26 protein-coding genes are annotated in these 24,563 nt (G+C 53.6%); 4 read left to right on the top strand and 22 right to left on the bottom strand.

Annotated elements, in window-relative coordinates; all coding sequences use genetic code 11:
* Window positions 1–8 precede the first annotated feature (8 nt).
* The 5 genes from CMUST_RS02820 to CMUST_RS16760 form a co-directional block, all read right to left on the bottom strand.
* Window positions 9–1,352 carry a pentapeptide repeat-containing protein gene (locus tag CMUST_RS02820; RefSeq protein WP_047261250.1) on the bottom strand — a complete coding sequence of 448 codons (1,344 nt, stop codon included), beginning with the start codon at window positions 1,350–1,352 and terminating at the stop codon, window positions 9–11.
* Window positions 1,342–2,319, bottom strand: coding sequence for a pentapeptide repeat-containing protein (locus CMUST_RS02815; RefSeq protein ID WP_047261249.1), 978 nt, complete (start codon window positions 2,317–2,319; stop codon window positions 1,342–1,344). Before CMUST_RS02815 ends, CMUST_RS02820 begins: the two co-directional genes overlap by 11 nt.
* Entirely contained in the window at window positions 2,319–3,839 is a 1,521-nt protein-coding gene (locus tag CMUST_RS02810; protein WP_047261248.1) for a pentapeptide repeat-containing protein, read from the bottom strand. The genes CMUST_RS02815 and CMUST_RS02810 overlap by 1 nt, the downstream gene beginning before the upstream one ends.
* Window positions 3,840–4,473: 634 nt before the next feature.
* Window positions 4,474–5,391 carry a hypothetical protein gene (locus CMUST_RS02800; protein WP_047261246.1) on the bottom strand — a complete coding sequence of 306 codons (918 nt, stop codon included), beginning with the start codon at window positions 5,389–5,391 and terminating at the stop codon, window positions 4,474–4,476.
* Window positions 5,392–5,472: 81 nt separating this feature from the next.
* On the bottom strand, window positions 5,473–5,643 hold the full coding sequence (locus tag CMUST_RS16760; RefSeq protein WP_158408189.1) for a hypothetical protein: 171 nt from the start codon (window positions 5,641–5,643) through the stop codon (window positions 5,473–5,475).
* Between the two features lie 14 nt (window positions 5,644–5,657).
* Here CMUST_RS16760 and CMUST_RS02795 point away from each other — a divergent pair, with 14 nt between their 5' ends.
* A complete protein-coding gene (locus tag CMUST_RS02795; protein WP_144414110.1) occupies window positions 5,658–5,849 on the top strand; it encodes a hypothetical protein in 192 nt (63 codons plus the stop codon).
* A 38-nt stretch (window positions 5,850–5,887) separates the two neighbouring features.
* On the opposite strand, the gene CMUST_RS02790 is transcribed toward CMUST_RS02795, so the two are convergent.
* Both CMUST_RS02790 and CMUST_RS02785 read right to left on the bottom strand, forming a co-directional pair.
* Window positions 5,888–7,003, bottom strand: coding sequence for an ATP-binding protein (locus CMUST_RS02790; RefSeq protein WP_052844494.1), 1,116 nt, complete (start codon window positions 7,001–7,003; stop codon window positions 5,888–5,890).
* Between the two features lie 87 nt (window positions 7,004–7,090).
* Entirely contained in the window at window positions 7,091–8,005 is a 915-nt protein-coding gene (locus CMUST_RS02785; protein ID WP_047261243.1) for a LysR family transcriptional regulator, read from the bottom strand.
* A gap of 98 nt (window positions 8,006–8,103) precedes the next feature.
* On the opposite strand from CMUST_RS02785, the gene CMUST_RS02780 reads away from it, so the two are divergent.
* On the top strand, window positions 8,104–9,042 hold the full coding sequence (locus tag CMUST_RS02780) for an EamA family transporter (protein ID WP_047261242.1): 939 nt from the start codon (window positions 8,104–8,106) through the stop codon (window positions 9,040–9,042).
* A 59-nt stretch (window positions 9,043–9,101) separates the two neighbouring features.
* Complete coding sequence (locus CMUST_RS02775) at window positions 9,102–9,998, top strand: EamA family transporter (RefSeq protein ID WP_052844493.1); 897 nt, start codon at window positions 9,102–9,104, stop codon at window positions 9,996–9,998.
* On the opposite strand, the gene CMUST_RS02770 is transcribed toward CMUST_RS02775, so the two are convergent.
* Both CMUST_RS02770 and guaB read right to left on the bottom strand, forming a co-directional pair.
* A complete protein-coding gene (locus CMUST_RS02770) occupies window positions 9,995–11,158 on the bottom strand; it encodes a GuaB3 family IMP dehydrogenase-related protein (RefSeq protein WP_047261241.1) in 1,164 nt (387 codons plus the stop codon). The genes CMUST_RS02775 and CMUST_RS02770 overlap by 4 nt on opposite strands.
* 394 nt (window positions 11,159–11,552) lie before the next feature.
* Window positions 11,553–13,073 (bottom strand): IMP dehydrogenase, encoded by a 1,521-nt coding sequence (gene guaB / locus CMUST_RS02765; RefSeq protein ID WP_047261240.1) that lies wholly within the window; start codon window positions 13,071–13,073, stop codon window positions 11,553–11,555.
* 333 nt (window positions 13,074–13,406) lie between these two features.
* Here guaB and CMUST_RS02760 point away from each other — a divergent pair, with 333 nt between their 5' ends.
* Window positions 13,407–13,781 (top strand): DUF5319 domain-containing protein, encoded by a 375-nt coding sequence (locus CMUST_RS02760; protein WP_047261239.1) that lies wholly within the window; start codon window positions 13,407–13,409, stop codon window positions 13,779–13,781.
* Window positions 13,782–13,864: 83 nt separating this feature from the next.
* Here CMUST_RS02760 and CMUST_RS02755 read toward each other — a convergent pair whose 3' ends face one another.
* The 13 genes from CMUST_RS02755 to CMUST_RS02695 form a co-directional block, all read right to left on the bottom strand.
* Window positions 13,865–14,686, bottom strand: coding sequence for a hypothetical protein (locus CMUST_RS02755; protein WP_047261238.1), 822 nt, complete (start codon window positions 14,684–14,686; stop codon window positions 13,865–13,867).
* Window positions 14,683–15,249, bottom strand: coding sequence for a sigma-70 family RNA polymerase sigma factor (locus tag CMUST_RS02750; RefSeq protein ID WP_047261237.1), 567 nt, complete (start codon window positions 15,247–15,249; stop codon window positions 14,683–14,685). The genes CMUST_RS02755 and CMUST_RS02750 overlap by 4 nt, the downstream gene beginning before the upstream one ends.
* A 259-nt stretch (window positions 15,250–15,508) precedes the next feature.
* On the bottom strand, window positions 15,509–17,128 hold the full coding sequence (groL, locus tag CMUST_RS02745) for a chaperonin GroEL (protein WP_047261236.1): 1,620 nt from the start codon (window positions 17,126–17,128) through the stop codon (window positions 15,509–15,511).
* Between the two features lie 6 nt (window positions 17,129–17,134).
* On the bottom strand, window positions 17,135–17,431 hold the full coding sequence (gene groES, locus CMUST_RS02740) for a co-chaperone GroES (protein ID WP_047261235.1): 297 nt from the start codon (window positions 17,429–17,431) through the stop codon (window positions 17,135–17,137).
* Between the two features lie 135 nt (window positions 17,432–17,566).
* On the bottom strand, window positions 17,567–18,619 hold the full coding sequence (tsaD, locus tag CMUST_RS02735; RefSeq protein WP_047261234.1) for a tRNA (adenosine(37)-N6)-threonylcarbamoyltransferase complex transferase subunit TsaD: 1,053 nt from the start codon (window positions 18,617–18,619) through the stop codon (window positions 17,567–17,569).
* Window positions 18,620–19,099, bottom strand: coding sequence for a ribosomal protein S18-alanine N-acetyltransferase (gene rimI, locus CMUST_RS02730; protein WP_047261233.1), 480 nt, complete (start codon window positions 19,097–19,099; stop codon window positions 18,620–18,622).
* Between the two features lie 2 nt (window positions 19,100–19,101).
* Window positions 19,102–19,785, bottom strand: coding sequence for a tRNA (adenosine(37)-N6)-threonylcarbamoyltransferase complex dimerization subunit type 1 TsaB (gene tsaB / locus CMUST_RS02725; RefSeq protein ID WP_047263303.1), 684 nt, complete (start codon window positions 19,783–19,785; stop codon window positions 19,102–19,104).
* Window positions 19,786–19,790: 5 nt separating this feature from the next.
* The gene (locus tag CMUST_RS02720; protein WP_047261232.1) at window positions 19,791–20,273 is read right to left on the bottom strand and encodes a hypothetical protein; all 483 of its coding nucleotides are present in this window, start codon (window positions 20,271–20,273) and stop codon (window positions 19,791–19,793) included.
* 63 nt (window positions 20,274–20,336) lie between these two features.
* On the bottom strand, window positions 20,337–20,825 hold the full coding sequence (tsaE, locus tag CMUST_RS02715; RefSeq protein WP_047261231.1) for a tRNA (adenosine(37)-N6)-threonylcarbamoyltransferase complex ATPase subunit type 1 TsaE: 489 nt from the start codon (window positions 20,823–20,825) through the stop codon (window positions 20,337–20,339).
* A 22-nt stretch (window positions 20,826–20,847) separates the two neighbouring features.
* Window positions 20,848–21,987: an alanine racemase gene (gene alr, locus CMUST_RS02710; RefSeq protein ID WP_047263302.1), complete on the bottom strand. Its 1,140-nt coding sequence runs from the start codon at window positions 21,985–21,987 to the stop codon at window positions 20,848–20,850.
* Window positions 21,988–22,008: 21 nt separating this feature from the next.
* A complete protein-coding gene (locus CMUST_RS02705) occupies window positions 22,009–23,052 on the bottom strand; it encodes an AAA family ATPase (protein WP_047261230.1) in 1,044 nt (347 codons plus the stop codon).
* A gap of 6 nt (window positions 23,053–23,058) precedes the next feature.
* Window positions 23,059–23,757 carry a nicotinamide riboside transporter PnuC gene (gene pnuC / locus CMUST_RS02700; protein WP_047261229.1) on the bottom strand — a complete coding sequence of 233 codons (699 nt, stop codon included), beginning with the start codon at window positions 23,755–23,757 and terminating at the stop codon, window positions 23,059–23,061.
* Window positions 23,758–23,864: 107 nt separating this feature from the next.
* A complete protein-coding gene (locus CMUST_RS02695; protein ID WP_047263301.1) occupies window positions 23,865–24,539 on the bottom strand; it encodes an NUDIX hydrolase in 675 nt (224 codons plus the stop codon).
* Between the last annotated feature and the right edge of the window lie 24 nt (window positions 24,540–24,563).

Genomic DNA, 24,563 nt, shown 5'->3' with positions numbered 1-24,563 from the left:
TGTCACAACTAGCTTTCGTCAATGAGGACCAGAAGAAGCGCGACCTCGTACTCGCCGCGAAAAACCACCCCATCCAGTAACGACTCATCCTGCACTTTCACGTGTTTGAAGCTTGCGAGTCGGGAAAACTCAGCACCGGCAAATGAAGACTGCGCGCCAAAGGCGGCATGATCGAATAACCCGTCACCGAAGATTGCCTGCTGAAACGAGACAGAACCAGCTATTGAGGCGAACCAGAAATTTGTACGATCACACCTCATATGCCGGAAACTAACAACACCGAAACGAGCCCTCACAAAAGACGCGGCTGCGAAACTCGCACCTTCGAAGCTTGCACCCGATTCAAAGTGTGCGTGATCGCAACGGAAAAGCCCATTTCCATGAGCTTTTCTAAAAGAAGAATTGGCACCCAATTGCGCCATCGAAAAAACAGTGCGACCTGTGAAAGTAGCCCCATCGAATCGTGTCCTGGCCCCGAATCGCGCGTAGTCAAAAAATAAGTCGGGGCCGAAAATCGCATCACGGAAATCTGTATCGTCACCGAACTTCGCGTATCCAAAGTAGGTGGCCTCATCAAACCTAGCTGCCACAAATGTGCACCGGTTGCCCCACGTTGTCTCTGCTAACGAAGAACCGAACCCGATAATTACTCCCCCAAAATCTGTGTCATCACCAAAACTAGATTCGACGAAGTACGCGCCTCGGACGAAAACACCGTTTCGGAAGCTACTGCTATGCCCGAATTGTGCGCGCCACAGGTTCGCCCAATCACCAAATACAGCGTCCCTGAAGTTTGCCCCTTCCGCGAACTGGGCGGTACAGAAAGAAGCATCTTTCCCAAATTGTGCCCCTGTGAAACTCGCTTGATCTGCACAAGAGATCTCATCAAACGAGACATCATCGCCAAAACTTGCGCCGACGAAGCTCACATCATGATCGAAGGTGGCGCCATTAAAGCTACTGCCTTTCCCAAACTCCGCGAAGTCAAAGGATACACCGCCATGAAAGTGCGTGTGCACGCAGGTAAAAGCGCCAAACTGGCAGTGATCCAACGAGACATCAGTGAAGAATTCGATGTCACTCACATCAACCCGGCAGCCCCTCCACTTCTGATCACCCGCGAAACGTTCCCGTATGGCCGTCATGATCGCCGTTTCCAGGGTCGGATCCGCCACTCCCATACGCAGGGACGCGCACAGCGCATCAACGGCACATTGTTTATGGTGGTCGGTGGCGGCGTCGGCAAGCGTCATGAGCGTTTCGACGGCCCCAACCCGCGCATCTACATCGCCAGTATGGAGTCGGCCAAGCGCCGCGTCGAATAGCTCAGAATCGGTTTCCTCATGGTTCATTAAAAGGGCTTCCCAACGAAAAATCAGCATCGGCAAAATGGACTTCGTCGTGAAATTTTACGCCACTAAAATCGGTATCACCGTTGAATCTTGCCTCGGGGAAATAAGCCCAGTCACCAAAAATAGATCCCGTAAAGCGTGCTTCTTTACAAAACCGCGAGGCTCGAAAGATTGCTTCTTTTCTAAAGATCACATTCGCGAAAGTTGCATCGCCAAAGAAATCGCAACCGTGGAAAAATGCAGTGTACTTGAAAAACGAAAAATCGAAGTTTGCCCCACCGTGAAAAGTTGTGGGGTGAAACCCTGCCCCTTGGTGAAAGTCCACGTGTACAAATTCCGCTCGCTTGGTGAATTCCGCTTTATCGAAAATTACCCATTCGATGAATGTGGTCTGGTTGAACCTCGTTGCGCCGTGGAAGTGGGTATTACTGAACTCTGCAATATTCACCATTATGACTTCGGAGAAATCGAAATCCCCGAAGAAAACTGCGCATGTGCATTTTAAGTACTGCCCAAATCGGGCACCATGAAATTCCACTTTTCCTTTGCATACGCTGTTCTCAAGCGACACAACTTTGGCAAAACACGCCTGCGTGGCGTTCAAATCGCTAATGGTGCAGTTGCTGAAATCAATAGGAACATTGATCCTGGCATTTTCAAAGTTGAGGCAACAGTCGCTCCAACTTAGCTCTTCGGGCTTACGGTTGGGGGCAGAAAGCAGGTGAGCCCGCAGCGTTTCGACGATCCGGCGTTGGGTGACGGAATCGTCGAACGCCCCTGTTTGAGCCAACCGCGGGACACGTAAATATCCACACAAAGCATCAACAACACGCTGCTTGTACTCACCTTTCCACGTGTCGGCAATATCCGCCAACGTGTGCACCGCAGCGACGCGGGTCTGCGGATCACCGTCCATTAATTGGATTTCAGCTTGCTGAAAAAGTCCCTCGGGATCATGTCCATGCATCAGACCAATCCTTCACAATGAAAGCGTGCGCCCTGAAAATACGGATCTTCACCGAAGGACGCATGCTCAAAGCTAACGCATTCGCCTGTGGCTTTCTTCATATTCAGTGCACCAAAATGTGCCCGCCAGAACGTAATCTTTCTAAAAACCGCCCACGAAAACGCAGCATCCCCCTCAAAGCGGGCACGTGCGAAAGAAACATTATTTTCCCAGCGTGTCCCAGGAAACGAGGCTTTACCAACAAACCGCCCACCAATAAAGCTTGCGCCTTGGTGGAACACCACGTTTTTAAACGTTGAATCCCCAGCAAACACTGAGCGGTCGAAAGCTACCCGATCGCGGAATATAGCACCTTCAAAGCTGGCCCACTTCCCAGAACGAATATTTTCAAAACATGCACCCTTTTCAAAGGTGGTGTGCTCAAAACCCGCCCAATGGCTAAAACACACCCCACGAAAATCTACGTGACCTAACCAAGTAGCGCCAGCAAAGAACCCGCCGTCGTGTTCGAACCGAGCTTCGTTAAACCAAGTATCCCCACCGAAAGTCGCACCGAGGAAGTAGCCGCCTTCTGCGAAAGTAGCACCGTAAAAAGAAGACACGCCATGAAAGGTAGCCCCTGCGAAGCTCACATACCTGAACTGTACATGCCAGAAGCCTGCGCCCTTACCTTCGACCTGTTCAAAAAACGCATCATCAAAAAAGATTGCGTCCTGGAAGTAAATTTGCCTGAAAAATAAAGCGCTGCGAAAAGATGCCACAGCATGAAACTTCACACTACCGAAGCCACAAAAACCCGTAAAAACTGCGTTGTCAAAGGTAACGTCTTTGAAAAACTCGGCCACAAAGAAGGTGCCTTCACCTTTGAATTTCGCCTCTTCAAAGTCGGATTCACCCCGAAACTTTGTCCCCGAGAAATCAGTTTCACCGCCGAAGAATGACGAATGAAATGCTGCCCGTTTTTCAAACTCTGCATCATCAAATTCAGTACCACCATGAAACTCCGCCCCGCTAAAGTCTGCGTTTTCGCGGAACTGAGCGCCGCAGAATTCCGTGTCACCATGAAAAACCGCACCCTCAAAATGCGCTTCTCCACGCACACACCCGTAATACAAGGAAAACGCTGCCTTAAAGTGGGCGCCACGGAAATCGCAGGCCGAAATGTGACAGTCCCGCCACAAAACATCCTGGTGGATGACTGCCCCGCGCAAATCAATAAAGCAATCCGTCCACAACTGCTCGTATGTGCAGGCTTGGACCGAGTCTTTCCACCACAGCCCTTCGCGATCGTCGACAAGATGGGCTAGAAACGCGGCGAGGATGGCAAATTCAACGGGGGCATCGTCCACGTAGTCACGCTCCGTGCGCAGGTATTGGCAAAGTATGTCAACTACCCGTTGGCGGGTGTGGCCCACATGGGTGTCGGCTACTTCAACCAGCTGTTGAACCCCCTCGACCCGCATGCCAAGGGAATCTGAAGCTAGTTTGTGTGTGCATTGCGCAAGCAGTAAGTCAATCATTTAATCTGTCCCACAAGTTCCAGAAGCAACTAATCTGCACGTTACGTGCCTTGCACCGAGAGCTGCCGAAAAAATGCACGAACTAATGTGATGGTCCGGACACTCAAAGAGCAAGGTTTCATCATACCTACGGCACAGATCACTACGAGGCTTTTTAGCACACGGTTTTATTCAGATGCTCTTCCATGTCGCGGCCCGCAGAGTTGGAGGGGGCTATTCACACGATTTCAGACAGTCCACCTTCATAACCTTGTACAAACTCGGCTTGGTTAAGCATTGCTTGGTCGCTGGTTTGCACTTGGTGAAATAGCGCCCGATTGTGGAACGTGGCTGACTCAAAGTCGGCACCATCTTTGAAAATCGAGGCGCTGAAATCCGCGTGAGAAAAACTTGCGTTAATAAAGGATGGCTACCGAACCTGATGTCAGTTTCGTGTGCGCACTCTTTTTGTTAGCAATAACGTTGCGGTTGATGGGCTTCTCCCCGAGGCTTTCTCTAAAAGTGAGCACGATTTTTATGTCCTCTTGGCTCAATCTGAGTCGTGGATAACGTTGGACCCTCAAAGCTTTTCCATTCTGGGGGACACAGTTACCCTCTGTCCACTCCAGTACATTCACTGTCCCACACATACCTGCTAACTCAACGGCACGCTAATGTCGATCCCGCGAACATCATTTCCGCAGCCCGTAGCTATTCCCTTGATCTGGGAGCTCGCAGCCGTGGGTGAATAACACAACCAGCCATCAAATTCGACCGACAAGGTATTGCCTGTTCCCTGCGCCAATGCAATGGAATCGTAGTGCGCAATGATGTTCATGGCTTCCTGGCAGCTAATCGTGCCGTGATCGATACGTGCCTGCCTGAATCCGGGCACTACGTCGCAGGTAAACGGTCCTGTCACTTCGACATTAGTGTTGGTGGACTGGCTTTGAACAGTTGGGCTTGAAGTGATCGTTTCCGCCGCTTGAGCATTTGTGAGTTGCGCAAACTCATCGAGAACCGTGCCTTGGGTATGAATTTTCAGCCCGGCACCATCGATGGTGAACGCCGCGGAGGAGGTGCGGCAGGTCAGGGTCTGGGTGCTGGGTTTCGCGCATTCCACTTTTCCAAAATCAACCCACTGCCCGGCGCGCAGCTCAATGTTGAGCTGTGGTAGCCCTTCGGTCAGGGTGTAGGCAAGCCCTACTTCGCCGAGTCCAATTGCGTTGGGTCGCAGTGCGAAGTTGCTTGTGAAGGTCACGTCTGGAACACTGTCGTCGGCGGTGCCGCCGCATACGATCGCGTCAGCGTTGACCGCGCAAAATGCCTGTTTCCCTTCGTTGGTGTAGCTGAACCCTGTTCTTCCATCGCGCGAGAATTGTGCCGCGTCGACCCGCTCTAGGGTGGAGCTGTCGAAGTCGAGGGCTGGGAGTGCTGTCACACTTGTCGACGCCACGGTCGCAGCCTGTGTCGTTGTTACAGGTGGAGTCTGTTCGGCGTCGTTCGCGCAGGCGCTGAGTGCGTAGGCAAGGATCAGGGCGGCTGCAGCTGCAAGGCGGGGTGCGGTCTTCATGTCTTCAGACTTTAACGAAACAACCGCATAAATCTCCCATAATTATGATATTTGCTACCCTCTAGGGGTGAATGGAGCTTTTCAGCCTTCGCCTATCAGGGATTGAGCACGTAGTTCCCTTTTCGCTGGTGTCACGTCTTCGACGAGGGTGTAGGTAAGCCCGTTTGTGGCGCGCGGAATCGACCCTGGTTTGTGTTTCGGGAATGGTGGGACTTCAATTTCTGGCACGGATTCGTTGGCTTTCCCCAGCATGTCACAACATTGTTGTGCACGAGGCATTCCGATCCTTTGCCGTCGTTGGTGAAGGAGAAGCTGCGGCTGCCATTTTCGATGAAGCTTTGCACGTAGATTTCCTGCAGCGAGCCCGAATCAAACTCAAACTGCTGCTTCGCTTGTCGACACCGCGACCACGTAACCCATCACCACAGGTTCCTTCTCGCATCCGGCGAGTGCAATGAGAGATAGGGCATAGGAAAACTGGAGTTTTTGGCTGTTTTCAGCTTGTGCGCAACAGGTATTCTTTGAGATACGGGAGACTAAATTCTAGCTCGCCCCGCTTCGGGGCGGTGATAATCCCGGATTCAAGCAGTGCGTGGCGGCGGGTGGAAAGCGCGCTGGAGGTGACCCCAAAATGCTGTGCGATGTCTTTAATATGTGCGGTTTCACCATCTGCTACTTCCGCCATGGCATGAAGGAAGTCGCGCTGGCTGTCCGTTACTGATCGCAGTGCAGGCTGGTGGACGTGGGTTTCCATGCGTGATTGGGCATCGGCTGCGATTGAGACGACGTGGGAAAGTTCTACTGTGGTGGAACCTTCCAGACTCGCCGCCGCCCACGAGAGCGAGCCCACCACTTGCAGAAGGTAAGGATAACCGCGAATAATTTTTGTAGCTTCTTCGGATGCTTCCTCGGTAACTTCACGTCCCGCTGCTGTAATGGTTTCCGTGAAGGAGGTTTTCACATCGTCACTCGACAGTTTCCCTAGCTGAATGTGTTCCGCACGCCTGAGGAAGGTGGTGCCGGGATGGTCAAGGAGCACGTGAATCCCCTCAGGTAGCCCTGCCGCAGCGAAGGCGATGTCGTATTCGTCACGAATGAGGTCTTGGATTGCCGTGGCAAGCTCTGCGAGTTCTTCCACCTGCGCGGATTGCACCTCATCAAGGGTGATGAGGATTCCTGCCCCATGTTTAGCCGCCATGTCGGCAAGTGCACGTAGTTGTGTGTTTAGGGTTTTCCGTGGCTGCGGCGATGCGACCACTTCCGTGTTGAGCGAAACACCTCCGGCGGAAATGCCTGTAATTCGCCTGGTTGCGGGTTTGTTCGCGGTATCGAGTGCCGCCAGCGCGTTGGCGATTGTGGGGTCGATAAGGTTTGCAATCATTTCATTGCGAGGAAAGGCGCGAAGCACAATCCACCCTTGTTCTTGAGCAAGCGCCTCGATGTGGTTGAGCATCACGGTTTTCCCCGTTCCCCTCGGGCCAGAGAGGAGTGAAGCCCGCAACGGTGCACCAATTCCCTCAGCAAAGGCGAGAGAAAAGCTGCGCAACAGTCCGGCGCGACCGGCGAGAATGTGAGGGTTGAGGCCAAAGCTTGGACGAAATGGATTCTTCACGCATCTAAGTATAAATGATATAAATGGTGATTCTAAGGATAAATTGGTATAAAAGCCTTTTTCGGATATAAAACAGGAACGGGAAAGTTAGAGGCGGGCTACGTGGAGCGCGCGTCGTAAAGCTTTAATGGCAGGGTGATTCTCACGCCCTATCCGCACAGCTGTAAACAGTACGCGCTCCGGATCACCAGGTAAGTGGTACACGTCAACGCCCGGCAGTGGTCCGCGTTCACTGCGCAGAACCAACGATGGAATAAGCGCCACTCCCACCCCTTGGGAAACGAGGTTGAGCTGTAATAACGGATCCGGTGACTCCACCAAAACGGTGGGCACAAAGCCCTGTGCAAGGCAAAAATTACGTTCCCAATATCCTGCGACGGTGCCTGCAGGGTTTAGCAGAAATGGAACAGATTCCAGCTCCGCGAAATCTTCCGCTGCAAACCATGTGCTCCCCTTAGGGCAGGCGAGCACCATGGGTTCTGCGTACAAGTCCTCGCGGTGCAAACTGGGGCTATCGGTGGTGGGTGCGAACGGCAGTTCCTCCCCTATGACCACATCCACCCGGTGGCTTAACAGTTCCGCAATTCCGTCCGCCACGTCGAACTGCACAAATTCCACTGAGAGCTCTGGGTAGTCACGATCCAAAATCTTCACCAATGTGGGGATCAAACCAACGAGAGCGCTTTGGAATGTTGCCACTTTTAAAAGTCCTGCAACATCGCGGCGATCTTTCAGCGCCGCCTGTGCTTCGTCGGCAAGCGCGAGCATTTTGGCCGCATAATCAGCAAGGAGTTCGCCACGATCGTTGAGCCGTACCCCACGCCCCGCTTTCTCCACGAGGCGGTAACCGACCTCTTTTTCTAATTGAGCAAGTTGTTGGGATACTGCGGAATGGGTCATCATGAGCACTTCTGCAACCTCCCCCATCGTGCCTAATCGGCGGAGTTCGCACAGCATGCGCAGTCGGGTGAGGTTTGATAGATTGCCCAGCTTTTTGCGCATGTAACACCCCACAGTTGCTAATAGTTAAGAATAACTAAAGAATTCACGCCAGAATTCATTGCTAGACTAACAGATTTTTCTGCTTCACAATGGTGCCCATGAAACCTGCTCCACCAAGCCGCACCTCCTCCCCACTCACTGGCGTCCTGTTGATCCTCGGTTCCATGTTCTCGCTCCAATTCGGGGCGGCCTTCGCTACCACACTCTTTCCCATACTCGGGCCGTGGGCAACCACCTCGATACGTCTAAGCATCGCCGGAACTATCGTGCTTATAATCACACGCCCTAGTATTCGCACCTGGACCCGCACTCAGTGGAAACATGTCATCCGCTTCGGACTCGCCATGGGTTTGATGAATACCTTTTTCTATGCCGGGCTTGAACGTATCCCTCTCGGTACCGCTGTTACCATCGAATTTTTAGGCCCTCTCACCCTCGCTGCACTTCTTAGCCGCAGCGCCAGAGACTACCTGTGGGTCAGCCTCGCGGTCGGCGGCATCGGGCTCCTCGGAATCGAATCCCTTTTATCCACCACTTCACTTGACCCGGTGGGTGTTGTTTTTATCCTCGCTGCTGCCGTGTTCTGGGCGCTCTATATCCTCACCTCAGCTACCGTTGGTCGGCATGTCCCCGGCGCGGGTGGGCTTGGTGTCGCTATGCTCATCGGCACGGTACCCACCCTGCCTGCCGGTATCAGCCACATCCCTACTTTCGTCACTGACCCCTCCCTTCTTCTTATCGCAGTGGGCACCGCCGTCTTTGCCTCCCTTGTTCCTTATTCGCTGGAATTCATGGCGTTGAAAATTGTCCCCAACCACACTTTCGGCATCCTCATGTCACTTGAGCCCGTTGTCGCAGGCTTCATGGGCTGGGTACTTCTTTCGCAACCGATCTCTGTGCTAGGTGCGGCGGCGATCGTGCTGGTTATGGTGGCGTCGATAGGCACCACCACTACATCTAGCCGGGAAACCACAACAATAGCGGAGACAGAAATAGGCGTCGACAAGCACGAATCTGTTACTCCGGCATCCTTCTAGGATTGCCAGCTTACGTTGATGCCTAATGTGCTGGTGCAGTCGGGGTAGAATGCTGCACCGTGTCGTCATCTTTTGCAACCCCTCGTCCCGCTGTTATCGGGGTGCTGTTAGTGCTGTGCGGCAGCACGATCTTCCAATTTGGTTCCACCGCCGCCGCTCAGCTGTTTCCGTATATCGGGCCACTGGCCACCGCATTTCTTCGACAGTTTATTGCAGCGGTGTTGTTGCTTGCGATCACTCGGCCGAAGGTATGGGAATGGAACCGTACCCAGTGGCAATGGGTGCTTCTGTTCGGTCTGGTGCTGGCCGCGATGAATAGTCTTTTCTATTGTGCGATTGATCGTATTCCGTTGGCGGTTGCCGTAACTATCGAATTTCTAGGTCCGTTGGGGCTAGCCGCAGGTTTGTCGCGGACAATAAAGGATATTTTCTGGGTGATTCTTGCGCTGGCGGGCATCGGGTTATTCGGAATCGAATCGTGGACAACCTCCGCCAACCTTGACCCCCTTGGGCTCGGTTTTATCACTCTTGCTGCCTGCTGCTGGGCGTTATACATCGTTGTTGCTGGCAAAGTCGGTGAGCAGGTGCCTGGTACAGCTGGGTTGGCAGTAGCACTGTTTATAGCTTCACTGTGCATCGCGCCACTGGGTGCACCTCGGGCTCTTCCGGTGCTTTTCGACGCCCACCTGTTCCTTTTGGCTCTACTTACCGCATTGATGGCGTCGCTTATTCCGTTCACCTTGGAATTTGTGGCGTTGCGTATGATCCCCAACGCCACATTCAGCATCCTTATGTCCTTAGAACCAGCTATCGCGGCTGGTGCTGGCTGGGTTGTGCTAAGTCAACCGATTTCCAGCTACAGCGTCGTAGCGATCGGATGCGTGATCCTAGCTTCCGTAGGCAGCACCTGGTTTAGTAGGAAGAAAGCAACTGTTGTGGCCGAAGGCGAGTTTTAGATTCCGAATCTAAAGGCTAATTCCACTTTTTGGAAACTCTTGAGATCCGCGTAGCCGCACTTGGCCAATGCCCGGCGCAGTCCACCAACAAAATTCTGCGTTCCCATTGCGTCGGTGGAAGGCCCATGCAGAATCTTCTCAAGGCTCGGCCGCGTAGCATCATCCTCGGAAACTGGCCCTATTGCGGGTTCAACCAGTCCGCGCGGGAAACGAGGATGCGCCGCAGTCGACGGCCAATATAGCCCCTGGCCAGGCGCTTCCTGCGCTCCTGCCAATGGCGAACCTAAGATCACAGCATCAGCACCACAAGCGATGGCGGTAACCATATTGCCCGAAGAATAAATCTCACCGTCTGCGATTATATGAACGTACCGGCCACCAGTCTCATCTAAATAATCACGACGAGCAGCTGCCACATCAGCAATCGCGGTCGCCATCGCTGGTTCGATACCTAAAGCTTGGCCATTGGTATTAGTGCCCGAACCAACAATGATGCCCACCGCACCAGTGCGCATCAGATGCATAGCGGTATTGTAATCAGATACCCCACCAACGATCACGGGTACGTCAAGGCTGCCAATAAATTCCTTTAAGTCCAGTGGCTCCCCGCTTTGTGCCACATGTTCGGCGGAGATCATCGTGCCTTGAATGAATAGCAGCTCCGCACCAGCTTTAATCACTACTGGCGCTAAGTCCCGCGCCCGTTGCGGGGAAATCCGTACTGCAACCGTCGCCCCCGATTCCCGCACCTGTGCAATCCGCTGTGCGAGCAGCTCTTCATTTAAAGGTGCTGCATGAAGTTCCTGAAGTTTTGCAATCGCGCGCGGAGACGCAAAGTCAAAGCCACCGAATTCATCTTGGCAAGCGGCAATCACCTGCCCAACCGCGGCATCAAAATCCTCATGCCGGGCGAGTATACCTTCGGCATTTAACACCCCCATGCCGCCTTGGCGATCCATTTCAATGACAAATTCTGGGCTGCCCAACGCGTCGGTGGGGTGCGAAATGATGGGGATTTGGAAAGAATACGCGTCAATATTCCACGACGTGTCTACGTCCTTTGATGAACGCGTCCGGCGAGTAGGCAAGACGGTGAGATCATTGAGGCTGTAAGTCTTACGGGCCTCCCGGCCAATACCAATTTCAACGTAGTCACGCATAGCGGCGGTCTTCCTCTTTAAAAAATATCGGTGGCAACAAATACCTAATACTACCGGTTAGTGCAGCTAACATACGAACTTCTACACCACACATCCATGCTAATCAGCTTCGCGCTGATCGAATGAGCTGGTGCATCTAACTTTCGTGATTGGTAGTAATTACGTGTGTCCACTCCCCAACTCGACCTCTTCATCTCACGCGCCCTAAAACCCATCGCCGTCACCAAAAAAGGTCGAGTTGCCTAACATGTCATACTCCACAACCCGCCTAACAGCGGGATTCCACGCTAAGTCCTGCTACGTCCGTGCTGATGCACCGCAACTCAATGCACAGCAAAACCGCCCTATATGGTGCCGATACCATATAGGGCGGTTGATGTTGATCAGTTTTGTTTTAGTGGTAGTTCGGGGCCTCCACCGTCTGCTGGATATGGTGTGGATGCGATTCCTTCAGACCAGCCGAGGTGATCTGCACGAACTTGGCCTGTTGTAAGTCGGCAATTGTGGTGGAACCGGTGTATCCCATGGCAGCACGCAAACCACCGACAAGTTGGTGAGTAATGGCCTCAATCGGACCCCGGAACGGGACTTGACCTTCGATGCCTTCCGGCACCAATTTGTCCTCGCTCTTGACATCCGCCTGGAAGTAGCGATCTTTAGAGAAAGACCGCTTCTCGCCGGACAAGCCGCGTCCTTGCATTGCACCCATGGAACCCATGCCGCGATAGCGCTTGTATTGCTTTCCGCCAACCACGACTACATCGCCTGGCGACTCAGCGGTGCCAGCCAGCATCGAACCAAGCATCACAGTGGATGCGCCCGCAGCGATGGCTTTCGCTATATCGCCAGAGAACTGCATTCCGCCATCTGCGATGATTGGAACACCAGCGGCGCGCGCTGGAACGGCGGCCTCCATAATTGCCGTGATCTGTGGCGCTCCGACTCCTGCGACAACACGGGTGGTGCAAATTGAACCTGGACCAATGCCCACCTTCACGGCATCTGCACCAGCTTCAATCATTGCTTTCGCCGCAGCCCGGGTCGCAAGGTTACCACCAATGACATCAACCTTGTGGCCGAATTCCTTCTTGACCTTCGACACCATCTCCAATACGCCACGAGAGTGTGCGTGAGCTGAGTCGACTACAAGCACGTCCACCCCGGCGTCGACAAGCGCGCCGGCACGTTCGAAGGATTCGTCGCCAACACCAATGCCAGCGCCCACAAGCAAGCGGCCAGAAGCGTCCTTTGCTGCGTTGGGGTGCTGCTCCATTTTCACGAAATCCTTAACGGTAATAAGCCCGGTGAGTTTTCCGTGCTCATCAACAATAGGAAGTTTCTCTACTTTGTGCGCGGACAACAACGCCAGCGCTTCTTCTTTGCTAACGCCTTCTTTGGCTACAAACAGCGGCATCGGCGTCATAATTTCGCTAACTTTGCGGCTAAAGTCCGGCTCAAATCGCATGTCGCGGTTGGTGCAAATGCCCAGTAGTGTTCCATCCGTATCAACTACAGGCAAGCCGGAGATTCTAAACTTGGCGCATAAAGCATCGACTTCGGCAATAGTCATATCGGGAGTACAAGTAGCAGGATCGGTCACCATGCCAGATTCCGAGCGTTTAACTATCTCTACGTGAGCAGCTTGGTCCTCTATGGAAAGGTTGCGGTGCAACACGCCCATGCCACCTTCCCGCGCCATCGCGATAGCCATACGCGATTCCGTAACGGTATCCATCGCCGCAGATAGAATTGGAATATTCAGCGAAATGTTTCGGGTTAATTGGGTGGAGGTAGTTACTTCCGATGGGATAACATCTGATGCGTCCGGCAGCAGAAGAACATCATCAAAAGTAAGACCTACAAGGGCTACCTTGTTAGGATCATCGCCTCCAGTGGAAACACGCTGTTGTGTCATGAAAAAATCCTCCTACCAAAAGGTCACGCTATTTATCCGGAAGAAGTGCTCTCCCCGAAGTTGTTTTATCTAGCCTAGCGCTTTCCACCGTCATTAATGCAATCGCAGTTATCCCCATCTATTCAACCTGTTATCGGTAGTTACTATCAGCCGCGGTACACTGCACTAAGACCAACCTATTAAGCAACTGAATGGACTCGGCACAGTTGCGGTTGCGCGGCAGTAGATCTTTAAGGCAAGGATGCGTTGCAATCAGTGCTATCCGGTAACATTTATGGGTTTTATGGTTATGTCCCGCTTGATAGTTCCTGGTTGGCGCTTTAGGGTAAAGGCGTGACTTTTGATTGGCAAATGCCCCGAGATCCTTTCGCAGACGACCCCAACGATCCAGCGTCGTTTTTAGAAGCTGACGAACCGTTGCCGCCGCTTAGCGACGACGAGCGGGCACAGATCCAACAGGATTTACAATTAGTTGCCCAGTTCAAAAACGCACTCCAGCCACGCGGAATTAACGGGATTTTCTTTTTCTGCGAAGACTGCGAACAGCAACATTTTTACGACTGGGACATTCTAGCTTCCAATATGCTAGCCACGTTGGCTGGTGAATTAAGTCCAGTACACGAACCAAGCGTTAACCCTAATCCTCAGGCTTATGTCCCATGGGATTACTGTCTAGGCTATTTAGACGGATTGGAAGCACCCCGGTAAGACGCTGTAAGCGCAAGCCAACGCATGTAAAAAGCGGTCCATGTGCCTCACAGGAGCTGACACATGGACCGCTTTTTTAACATTTAATTCCGGTATTCCTCCGGAAGCTGTAAACCGTCACCCGGTGCTGGTGCTGGAACAGTTGTTGGCTCCGCGCTCGGGGTTGGCGTTATTGGGGCAACAGACGGTGACTGCGTTTGCGTCTGCACTGGGGCAACCACAGCTGGTGCGGGCTCCGTGGTCACCGTGACTGTGGTGGTAACAGTCTCTGCCGGGCGCTCAGATGTCACAGTGACGGTGGATGTCTGAGTCTCAGTAGATGGAGTCTTCTTAACCGATTCTGCTTCTTCCTTCGCACCCAACTTATTCACCATGGCCTGGGCCTGCTCCAATATCTCTTGAGCGCCTGCCACATCGCCGTTCGCAGTGAGGTTATTGGCTTCTTCTAATTTGCCGGCCAGTTCAACCACTGCTTTATGGCTTGGGGTAGCTCCGAACAGTTGTTGTTGCAGTGGGTACAGCACGGAGCCCTCTTTGGCGCTGAGCACCGCAGAACCGCCGCCTGCGATGATAAGCGTCGCAGCTGCTGCGCCGATAAAACCACTGGCGATTCGCCCCATCCCCCGATTGCGGCGAGAAGCAAGATCAATGACGTCAGGGTTATCCGCAGGCGTGTGCGAAGCAGGGGTTTCCGCTACCGCTGCAACCTCTGTGGTTTCAATCACCGGTACAGGTGGCATCGGTGCGTAGACTTCGTCGCGTAATTGCAACAAAAGATCAGCGATGGGGTCCGTGCCATCAGTTGGATCCACACCATGCGACAGCTCTGTCAGGAACGCATCAGTTGCGGCCAGCTCATCCAGCTGGCCGTCGAACGGTTCCTGGTAACCGTCTCCCTTTGTCATACTTCTATCTCCTGTGAAAGCGCCTTGCGCAGCGTCGTGAGTGCACGATGTTGTGCAACTCGAACTGCGCCAGGGGTACTACCAACAATCTCAGCAGTCTCTTCTGCTGAAAGCCCGACAAACACCCGTAAAATGATGATTTCTCGAGGCTTTTCACTAAGTAAATCGAGAAGTTCACGAACTCTGTTACTACCCGCACTGATCAGGGCCATTTCCTCGGGTGTACCCGTGTCAATTGCTTCATCGGGCACTTCTTCGGTGGGGTTGGAAAGATCGCGGGAATAGCTGCGATGCGCATCGGCGACCTTGTTCGAGGCAATCCCATACACGAACGCCATGAACGGCCGCCCACGATCAACAAAGTTCTGAATTGATGTTGCAACAGCTAGGCAGATTTCCTGTGCAACATCTTCAGGGGTGGGGTGGCGACCGCCACTGATGCGAGCGCGTGCGTATCGCAACACCATGGGGTGCACTATCTCAATAACATGGCGTAAAGCACGAGGATCGCCCTGGCTAGCTAACGGAACCAACTCCGCTAGCTGCTGTTCAGTTTCGCTCATACTCAGACATCAACTTTCTTGGACGACACCATTATGCGGGGCCGAAAAACACTTCAATATCGCCCCTCAGATTACCTTCGGTCCGATGCCCGCGCACAAGTTTTTTCGATCCACACAGCAATTGTTATTTTACAATTACATTAGAAATTCTCAGAAAAACCGCAGTTCGTGCCCCATCAGTGCTGACCAATAGGTGTAACTACATGCAAAAAGCAGACGAGGTAATCAGAGTTACTGTTCCTCGTCTGCTTTTCGGGTTTTAGTGGTGGTGATGCCCGTGACCTGCAGCTGGGGCCTGCGGCTCAGCTGGTTTATCCACGATTGATGCTTCCGTAGTAAGCACCATGCGAGCCACCGACGTTGCATTCACAACCGCGGAGTGGGTTACCTTAACTGGGTCGATAATTCCCTGTTCAATGAGGTTTCCGTACTCCAAAGTTGCGGCGTTAAAGCCTTCACCGTTACCGAGTTCGGCGATGCGCGCAACAACTACAGCACCGTCAAGCCCCGCGTTGTCAGCTATCCAATAGGCTGGCTTTGCCAGAGCACGCGCGAGCGCCAGGACACCGATTTTAGCGTCGCCATCGAATTGCTGGGAAAAATCGTGCAGCTTCGAGGCGATCTGGACCAATACCGAACCGCCACCTGCGATAACACCTTCCTGGGCGGCCGCACGGGCTGCATTGATTGCATCTTCAACGCGTAACTTGCGCTCGGAGACCTCAGTCTCGGTTGCGGCACCAACTTTGATAACCGCAACACCGCCAGAAAGCTTCGCTAGACGCTCTTCCGCCTTCTCCCGATCCCAGGAAGAATCGGTGGATTCAATCTCGCGGCGAATCTGCTCCCGACGCCGCTCCAACGCCTCTGCGGTGCCACCACCGTCAACGATGATGGTCTCATCTTTCGTGACAGTCACCCGGCGCGCTGAACCTAAAACATCCAATCCGGCTTCGTTGAGGTTGACACCGACCTCTGGGTCGATGACTGTTGCGCCAGTTACGACCGCCAGGTCGTCCATGAATGCTTTACGACGCTCCCCGAAGTACGGAGATTTCACCGCAACAACGTGCAGGATTTTACGGATGGCATTAACCACTAACGCTTGGAGTGGTTCACCTTCAACGTCTTCCGCGATAATCAGAACCGGCTTGGAGGATTCCGCAATCTTTTCCAACAGCGGCAGAAAGTCCGGCAGCGAGGAAATCTTATTGCGCACTAGCAACACCAGGGCGTCGTCTAGCACGGCTTTCTGGGTATCAACGTCGGTGATGAAGTATGGCGATAAGAAACCTTTTTCGAAGGACACGCCCTCGGTGATGTCCAGGTAGGATTCCATCGATTGGGATTCTTCCACCGACACCACGCCGTCTTTGCCCACTTTTTCCATTGCGGCTGCAACCATGTCGCCTACCTCATTATCGCGGGAGGAGACTGTTGCAACGTTTGCAATGTCAGCTGCGGAAGACACTTCCGTAGCGCGGGATTTTAGTTCTTCCACTACGTGTTCTGCGGCAGCTGCGATCCCTCGGTTTAATTCGATGGGATTAGCGCCGGCAGCGACGTTGCGGAGCCCTTCGGCGATAATCGCCTGCGCCAAAAGCGTGGCGGTGGTGGTTCCGTCACCCGCGATGTCGTTGGTTTTTACGGCCACGGACTTGACCAGTTGCGCGCCAAGGTTTTCAAAAGGTTCGGCGAGGTCAATTTCACGGGCGATGGTAACACCATCATTGGTGACAGTGGGGGAACCGAAGGTTTTATCCAGTACCACGTTGCGGCCGCGTGGGCCGAGGGTTACTTTGACGGCGTCGGCAAGCGCGTCAACGCCGCGGAGGATTCCCTCTCGGGCTTCTTGGTCAAATGCAATGAGTTTTGCCATGTGCGATTAGCCTTCGATGATAGCCAGAACGTCGCGGGCGTTCAGCAGTAAGTATTCTTCACCGTTGTACTTAAGCTCGGTGCCGCCGTACTTGGAGAAGACTACGGTGTCGCCAACCTTAATGTCCATTGGCACCCGGTCGTCGCCATCGAAGCGACCTGGACCTGCTGCTACCACTACGCCTTCTTGTGGCTTTTCCTTGGCGGAATCTGGGATAACCAGTCCGGAAGCAGTGGTGGTTTCTGCTTCCTTGATCTGGACAAGTACGCGATCTTCAAGCGGCTTAATGTTGACGTTTGCCACGATAGTCTCCCTAGTGTGGAACGAGTGTTTACTTTCATTTAGGTTGGTAATCAACCTACTGGCACTCTACCCGCGAGAGTGCTAAGGCTTCAAGCTCTTACGCTTAAAGCGAACACCAGGGGGCCCACTGTGGCGCTAGCCGTTGATAAGCTGCGGTATTTCCACCTCTAGACTGGAATCGGTACCAACGCTTAACGACGACGGACCGGCTCCTTCGTGGATCAACTGGGCCGTGACAGCTGCAATCATGACACCATTATCGGTGCAGAGGGAAAACCGAGGTACACGTAGTTCAATCCCCGCAGAGGTGCACCTGCGCTGACATAATTCACGTAACCGGGAGTTGGCAGCAACACCCCCGCCAAGAAGCAACACTTTCGCCCCGGTGTCCTGGCAGGCGCGAATCGCTTTGGCACTTAGTACATCACATACTGCTTCTTGGAACGACGCACACACATCTGGGATGGAAATGACCCGTCCGTCGCGTTCTGCTTGTTCGACGTAACGCGCCACTGCGGTTTTGAGTCCGGAAAAGGAAAAATCGTGACGATGCTTTCCTCGTAGGTCTTCCGCTTTAGACAGACCACGTGGAAAATTGATGGCGGCTTTGTCCCCAGTTTTTGCTAGTTTGTCGATCACTGGCCCGCCGGGGTAGCCCAAGCCGAGCAGCCGTGCTACCTTGTCGTATGCTTCCCCGGCGGCGTCGTCAAGCGTGGCCCCTAATTCTTTCATGGGTTTACCAACGGCTTGCACTTCTAACAGTTGGGTGTGCCCGCCAGAAACCAAAAGTGCCACCGAATGCGGCAGCGTTTCGCCTTCCAAGTTCGCAACCGCAACGTGCCCACCTAGGTGATTGACCCCGTAGAACGGCACATCCCACGCCGCCGCATATGCTTTTGCAGCCGATGCACCAACCAGGAGCGCTCCTGCCAGACCAGGCCCGACCGTGGCTGCAACCGCATCTGGGACCGTGACATTCGCCTTCGCTAATGCTTCTTGCATGACGGGTTGGAGAGATTCCAGGTGTGCTCTTGAAGCAATCTCCGGAACGACACCGCCAAATCGGGCATGTTGCTCCATGGAGCTTGCCACTACATCCGCCAAAATGGTCATGTTTCCGGCGGCATCTAATTCGATAATTCCGACACCAGTCTCGTCACAGGAGGTTTCGATTCCGAGGATAATCATTTAACGTTCGCTCTTTCTGCTTCTGCTCATAACGAATGCGTCGGCACCGGATGGTTGATAGTAGTTTTTTCGTAACCCGATATGGATAAAACCATAGCTTTGGTACAGGGTAATCGCGGGATCGTTATCGGTGCGTACCTCAAGAAATACTGGAGCATCATCGGCATCTGCCCTGCCCATGAGGTGGTCCATCATTAATCGTGCAATTCCCCGTCGCTGGTGCGCTGGGTCAACCCCGATGGTGTGGATTTCATATTCGGGAAACTGCACCGGCCCAAGCCTGGCCAGTCCCGCGTAACCGAGAAGGTGCTGCGGGTTTTCGGCGGCAACCACACCAATGTAGTGATTATGAGGTTGGGCGAATTCCAATAGGAAATCCGCAGCAGACCATGGGTTATCACCCGGAAATAACACGCGTTCTAATTCCGCGCAGCGCGGGGCGTCGGCACCGGTTAGTTCTCGCAGTTCAAGAATGCTCATCGTTATACAACATCAGTCACATTGATGTCAGGAATTGCTGGGGATTTCGGCCGGGCAGCGGGTTCTTTAGCGTCCGGACGCCGTAGATATAGTGGCTTGACGGTTGTCACCGGCTGGTCAAGGTTAGCGACTGCCACCAACGCCGCCCCACTAAGGGTCGTTGGATAACACGGCAATGCGCTTAAGTGCTCCGGCAGCTGAAGATGTGTCGGATAGCTGATCGCAGCCGCTTCGGCACCAAGTGCGTCGGGTCTGCAAACGTCCGGCCCGGCAATGCGATTACCGCCCTTGTAGCGCGCCCAATACACTTCTTTACGACGCGCATCCGTTGCCACCACAATCTCGTGTTCTTCAAGTTGCGGGTGGTCGGTGGTTAATTGCCATGCGATGGCATCATGGGTGCATACTTGAAAAAGCGGGATTCGCCGGGCATCAGCAATGGCCGCTGCGGTCGCTATCCCCACCCGCAGGCCCGTGTACGGCCCCGGTCCGCACCCGACGACCACGCCATCAAGGTCGGCGAAATCGATGCCCGCATGTACCAGGTTGTCTTTGATCGTGGGCACCAGGATTTCATTATGGGCGCGTGCCGAATCGGCGATGACCGTCTCGGATACCGGTTCGCCGTCATCGACGACCCCCACGATCAACTCCGTGGTTGCAGAATCTATGGCAAGAATACGCATGGGTGTTACGCGCCAGGCAGACGCCATACGTCGTCGATACCTTTGACTACCGCAAGCAGCTCATGAGCTCCGAATGTTTCCTCAACTGGCCGGCTGCAGAGGTCAATAGTGTCTCGATCAAGTCGTTCAAGGGCAATGTGGCCGTGAACGCTTCCGAGCATGATGTAATTGTGGTGTTGGGAAATGCCATTAGCAGGTAGGTGGAGTTCCTTAGGGTCGATTCGATATTTCGCTGCCACCGACTCGTTGGTTTCACCCGGACACAGGATTGCGGCTCGCTGATAGTCAACACCATAAAGATCGCCCAACGATACCGCACTGACGTGCAACCCAGCCGAGTCGAACATCTTGACGGCTTTTTCAAACTTGCCGACTTTTTCGGTTGGTGTGGTGTTGACATAGGACGCAGTGATCATGGCCGCTACCGCGATGATCATAAGCGCAATGCCAGCAGCTACGATCGCGCTTGACTTGGAGTCTAATTTCATTGTGTTACTTTCTACCTACATGGGTTTTGCCTACAATACCGTACCTAATTACCTGCGGAAGTTTTAAACCGACATGGGTGAGATAATTCGCCAATGAAGAATCCGCGCCTCGGATTCCGGGTCTTGCGATACAGCGGTTTCGCGATCGAATTGCACTAACACGTAGGTTTCGGCCAGCTGTTCAACCAAACCACCACCCCACTCAGCAACCACCACAGCAGCATCTAGATCAGTGTCAAGGTCTAGGGAATCGAGTGCACCGGTGGGATCGTCGTCAAGCAATCGGTAGGCATCGACATGCACCAAATCCGGCCCACCAGAAACCGATCGGTGTTCTCTGGCAATAACGAAGGTGGGAGATGTGACCCGGCCTTTTACGCCCATTCCCCGCGCAAGCCCTTGCGTGAAGGTGGTTTTACCCGCCCCTAGTGGACCATCAAGGATTACCACATCGCCGGCCTCTAATGACTGTCCAAAATCCTCAGCAAAAGATTGGGTGTCAGCGGCGGTTTCCAATCGAACGGTTCCGCTTGATGGGAAACTAGCTTTCATTGGTGCGTCTCCTTATATCGCGTTATCGGGTAATTTCCGCAGCTGCCCGGCCTTCAAACCGGCGCACGCTTCGACCACCGGGGCGGCATACAATTGCATAACTGATGTCGTCGAGTCGATGCGCCAATTCCTGAGCACTCATTCCGCCGGGGCCGAAGATTACCGCGCGGTCCCCTGCCGCCACACCAGCTGAATTATCTGATAAAAACACCACACATTGGTCCATGCATATCCGGCCTACCTGCGGATATCTATGCCCAGCTATGGTTACTTCCATCTTGGATTGGGCATTTCTTGGCAGCCCATCGGCATAACCGCACGAAATGACTGCAATAAAACCGTCTGCGGGCGCATGCCAGGTCAAGGAGTAGCTCACCCCCTGACCTGCTTTAATAGGTTTAACAACGGTGACAGTCGCTTCCCAGCGCATTGCCGGTTGAAGTCGGTGGGGTAACCCGTCAATTGGCTCTAATCCATATACGGCAAGCCCCGGACGAACCATGTCAAAATACAAATCCGGCCGGGTTAAAGTTCCAGGGGAATTGCACAAGTGATTGACCGGCAGCTCCAGGCCAACGTCCCGACCGCAGGCAATGGCTCGTCGAAAAGCTTCCGCCTGCTGGTTAGTGTAATCATCAGAGACATCGTCCGCACAGGCTAAGTGACTCATAACACCGGTAACCATAATGCCAGGCACATTAAGCAGCGTAAATACTTCCCGCCATGAAGGTTCGTCCACCCCGGACCGGTGCATACCCGTATCCACTTTCACGCACACCCGGATTGTTGAGGTCTCTGATTCCGCCCCACCACTGCGACGCATAGCCTCAGCGACAATTGCTTCAGCATGGCGTACCGAAATCACCGCGAGGTCGATTCCGTTATTGATAGCGGCTACAAAATCCTGTTCTGGCGACCAGAGCCAACACAGAATCGGCACGGTTATTCCCGCAGCCCGTAGTTTTTGCGCCTCCGCTAAGGTTGCAACCCCTAATTGATCTGCACCATGTGCCGCCATGACCTGTGCAACTTCAACTATGCCATGGTTATAACCGTCGGCTTTCACCACGCACATTAACTGCGCTGGAGCAACCAACCGCTTTAGTAATCTCGTATTAGCAGCGATAGCATCTAAATCAATGATGGTTTCCAGCAGGTTCATGCACACCATTGTGCCATTTTCTTAACCGGTAATTCGACCCGCTGCCGTGATGACGTGCTCCACCATAGGCATAGCCGCCATGATCCGCTCCTCAATGCTTCCACGCACTTCAATCATTGGCGTCGCCATGGCCGATAGTTCTGTACTAAACCACTGATGCATATCGTGGCGGATATGCTCCCCGTCTCGGATTCCGTCCTGCACAAACGGTATCTCATCACCGATGAGGATGTAGAGGTCGGCCCGACAATTAGCCGCGATCGCCTTCATCTCGTCGGTGGTGTACCCCAGGTAGCGTTGCTGCCACAGCGTGGTTGCCCACGCATTTGTGTCGCATACGATCACCCCATCACTCGCTGCGGCTACCTCCCGCTCGTACTGTTGTTGCAGCCTGCCGATTCGGTAGAAATCATCGTCTGTCCACTGAAAACCTGCTACATGTTCAGGAAAAAACGACTGCATGGAATAGGTGTACTCACGGCCGATCTCCGGCACCCACGGCACGCGAAGTCTGTTCGCTAGCGCCTGAGTGAGCGTTGTGGTTCCGGTGGATTCCGCGCCCACCACTACGATCCGGGCAGCAAGCCCGGCGCGCACCGCCGGGTGAAGATACCGCCAGTTACCAAAGATGTCCGCGCGCACTTGCGTCCCAGAAATCTGGCACTGGTCACGGTTGTGGTCGACCATGACGTGTTCAGCCCCCATGTAGTGTGCCCAGGTAAGGCCGTATGCTTCGCTGCTGAACACCACGTCGGGAGCGTAGCGAAGAAATTGCATGGCGTGCGCGGCCCAGGCGCGGGAATCGTCGTCGAGGCCAATGTCGGCGATAATGTGGATATGTGCTGCCGGGTGGGCGGCTTCAAGCCAAGCCGCGCGGGTTGTTGCATCAATACGATAGCTGGGGTTATCGACCACCAATACGTCGACGTGTTCGCAGTACGAAAGTGCAGTATTGATAAGCAGGTGATGCCCGGCGTGCGGTGGGTAGAATTTTCCGGCGACAATTCCGTTACGGTACCGCTTGTCGACGCCGTCCGCACTTGCGACATATAAGTGTTGGTTCATGATGGGTTATGCCAGTTGTGGGGTTGGGGTTAGTTCGGTTGCAGGATGTGAAACAGCTGCTTTCCATTTTTTGAATCCATAAATCGCATTGACCAGGAATAGTGCGTATAGCACCGCCACGAAGGGGACTTGTTTATACCAGTACAAGCCGACAGCAACGATGTCGAGTGCGATCCACAGGTGCCAGGATTGGAGTTTGCGTTGCATCATCAGAATTTGCGCAGCGAATGCAGTTGTGGTGGTGATAGCGTCCAGCAGTGGTAGATCAGCAGGTTCCGGGAATACGCGTGGCAGATAGATGTGGATCCGGCCAAGTAGAATCCCCAACGCAGTGCCAATGACAATAATGCTGGTAATCCACCAGATATATTCGGTTCGGCTGAGATTTCTGATTACAACCGGATTGCTAGACCGCGTTGGTGCGGATGCTCGACTACTGGTACCTGCCCACATATACCAGCCGATGATGCCGGTGATGAGGTAGTATCCCTGTTCGGCCATATCGGCGTAGAGGTTGATCTGGTAGAACAAGAAACCGAATAAGACCACCCCGATGATACCGATCGGCCAGGTCCAGATGTTTCGGCGGGCTGCGAGCACAACGGCTGCGAAGTTAAAAATGGTCCCGATACATTCAAGCCAGCTTATCTGATAGCCCCATAGATCAAAGGCGATTGTTTCAACGCTTAAGAGAGCAGAAAGCATTGGGTCTCCTTCGGTAAAAACACATTGGTTAGTGTGCTTAAAACACTAACACAAAGTGTAAAAATTACACCAACTAGGGGTGGAATAGGCGTCGGCAAGCAAAACAGCTAAAACGGCGACGGCAAAATCTCCAGCTCAGACGAACGGAACCTATATAATTTCGCCGGACGATGCGCCCCTGTAGCCCAAAAACCGCCGGTCTCCTCAATGAGCCCTAAACTTAAAAATTTCTTCCGGAAATTCCGCTTATCCAACTCCCGCCCCCACACCGCCTCGTAAGCGGCCTGCACCTGGCTGAGAGTAAACGTCGAATCCACAAGCCCTGAAACCGCATTGGAATAACTCATCTTCGACACCAACCGCTGCCTAGCATAAGCAATAATCTCCGCATGGTCGAAAGCCAATTCCGGCAACGCGTCCACTGGCCAAAACCTATGCGACTGCGAGCCACCCGGCAGATCCAATCCGAAACCGCACCCTAGATACACCACAGAAACCGCATGCCCACGAGGGTCACGCGCCACCGTATCCACAGTGCACAATTGCTCGAAAAAACCCACGTCAGACCGCAAATCCAACCCAACTTTATCCCACACCACTCGGCCCAACGCTTCCACCGTGGTCTCCCCTGCGGCATTGTACCCACCCGGCAGCGCCCACTCGCCCCGAAACGGTTCCGCAGCCCGTTTCAACAGCAATACCTCCAGTACCCCCCTTTCGATCCGAAACATGACAAGATCAACTGTTAACGTGGGCGGGCGGTAACCAGGTGCAATATCCATAATCAAAACCAAGAGTAACACCTC

It is taken from the genome of Corynebacterium mustelae, assembly GCF_001020985.1.
GTDB lineage: Bacteria > Actinomycetota > Actinomycetes > Mycobacteriales > Mycobacteriaceae > Corynebacterium > Corynebacterium mustelae.
Note: the sequence above shows the minus strand (reverse complement) of the source record. Positions and strands in the feature narration are given on the sequence as shown.

Coding starts and splice junctions, on each gene's coding strand:
- CMUST_RS16760 (WP_158408189.1), bottom strand. CDS start 5,643: ATGCTGGGGAAAGCCAACGAATCCGTGCCAGAAATTGAAGTCCCACCA.
- CMUST_RS02695 (WP_047263301.1), bottom strand. CDS start 24,539: ATGGATATTGCACCTGGTTACCGCCCGCCCACGTTAACAGTTGATCTT.
- CMUST_RS02800 (WP_047261246.1), bottom strand. CDS start 5,391: ATGAAGACCGCACCCCGCCTTGCAGCTGCAGCCGCCCTGATCCTTGCC.
- pnuC (WP_047261229.1), bottom strand. CDS start 23,757: ATGCTTTCTGCTCTCTTAAGCGTTGAAACAATCGCCTTTGATCTATGG.
- tsaD (WP_047261234.1), bottom strand. CDS start 18,619: ATGATTATCCTCGGAATCGAAACCTCCTGTGACGAGACTGGTGTCGGA.
- CMUST_RS02755 (WP_047261238.1), bottom strand. CDS start 14,686: ATGACAAAGGGAGACGGTTACCAGGAACCGTTCGACGGCCAGCTGGAT.
- rimI (WP_047261233.1), bottom strand. CDS start 19,099: ATGAGCATTCTTGAACTGCGAGAACTAACCGGTGCCGACGCCCCGCGC.
- CMUST_RS02810 (WP_047261248.1), bottom strand. CDS start 3,839: ATGATTGACTTACTGCTTGCGCAATGCACACACAAACTAGCTTCAGAT.
- CMUST_RS02720 (WP_047261232.1), bottom strand. CDS start 20,273: ATGAAATTAGACTCCAAGTCAAGCGCGATCGTAGCTGCTGGCATTGCG.
- groL (WP_047261236.1), bottom strand. CDS start 17,128: ATGGCAAAACTCATTGCATTTGACCAAGAAGCCCGAGAGGGAATCCTC.
- tsaB (WP_047263303.1), bottom strand. CDS start 19,785: ATGCGTATTCTTGCCATAGATTCTGCAACCACGGAGTTGATCGTGGGG.
- CMUST_RS02750 (WP_047261237.1), bottom strand. CDS start 15,249: ATGAGCGAAACTGAACAGCAGCTAGCGGAGTTGGTTCCGTTAGCTAGC.
- guaB (WP_047261240.1), bottom strand. CDS start 13,073: ATGACACAACAGCGTGTTTCCACTGGAGGCGATGATCCTAACAAGGTA.
- tsaE (WP_047261231.1), bottom strand. CDS start 20,825: ATGAAAGCTAGTTTCCCATCAAGCGGAACCGTTCGATTGGAAACCGCC.
- CMUST_RS02780 (WP_047261242.1), top strand. CDS start 8,104: ATGAAACCTGCTCCACCAAGCCGCACCTCCTCCCCACTCACTGGCGTC.
- CMUST_RS02785 (WP_047261243.1), bottom strand. CDS start 8,005: ATGCGCAAAAAGCTGGGCAATCTATCAAACCTCACCCGACTGCGCATG.
- CMUST_RS02815 (WP_047261249.1), bottom strand. CDS start 2,319: ATGCATGGACATGATCCCGAGGGACTTTTTCAGCAAGCTGAAATCCAA.
- CMUST_RS02770 (WP_047261241.1), bottom strand. CDS start 11,158: ATGCGTGACTACGTTGAAATTGGTATTGGCCGGGAGGCCCGTAAGACT.
- CMUST_RS02820 (WP_047261250.1), bottom strand. CDS start 1,352: ATGAACCATGAGGAAACCGATTCTGAGCTATTCGACGCGGCGCTTGGC.
- alr (WP_047263302.1), bottom strand. CDS start 21,987: ATGAACCTGCTGGAAACCATCATTGATTTAGATGCTATCGCTGCTAAT.
- CMUST_RS02705 (WP_047261230.1), bottom strand. CDS start 23,052: ATGAACCAACACTTATATGTCGCAAGTGCGGACGGCGTCGACAAGCGG.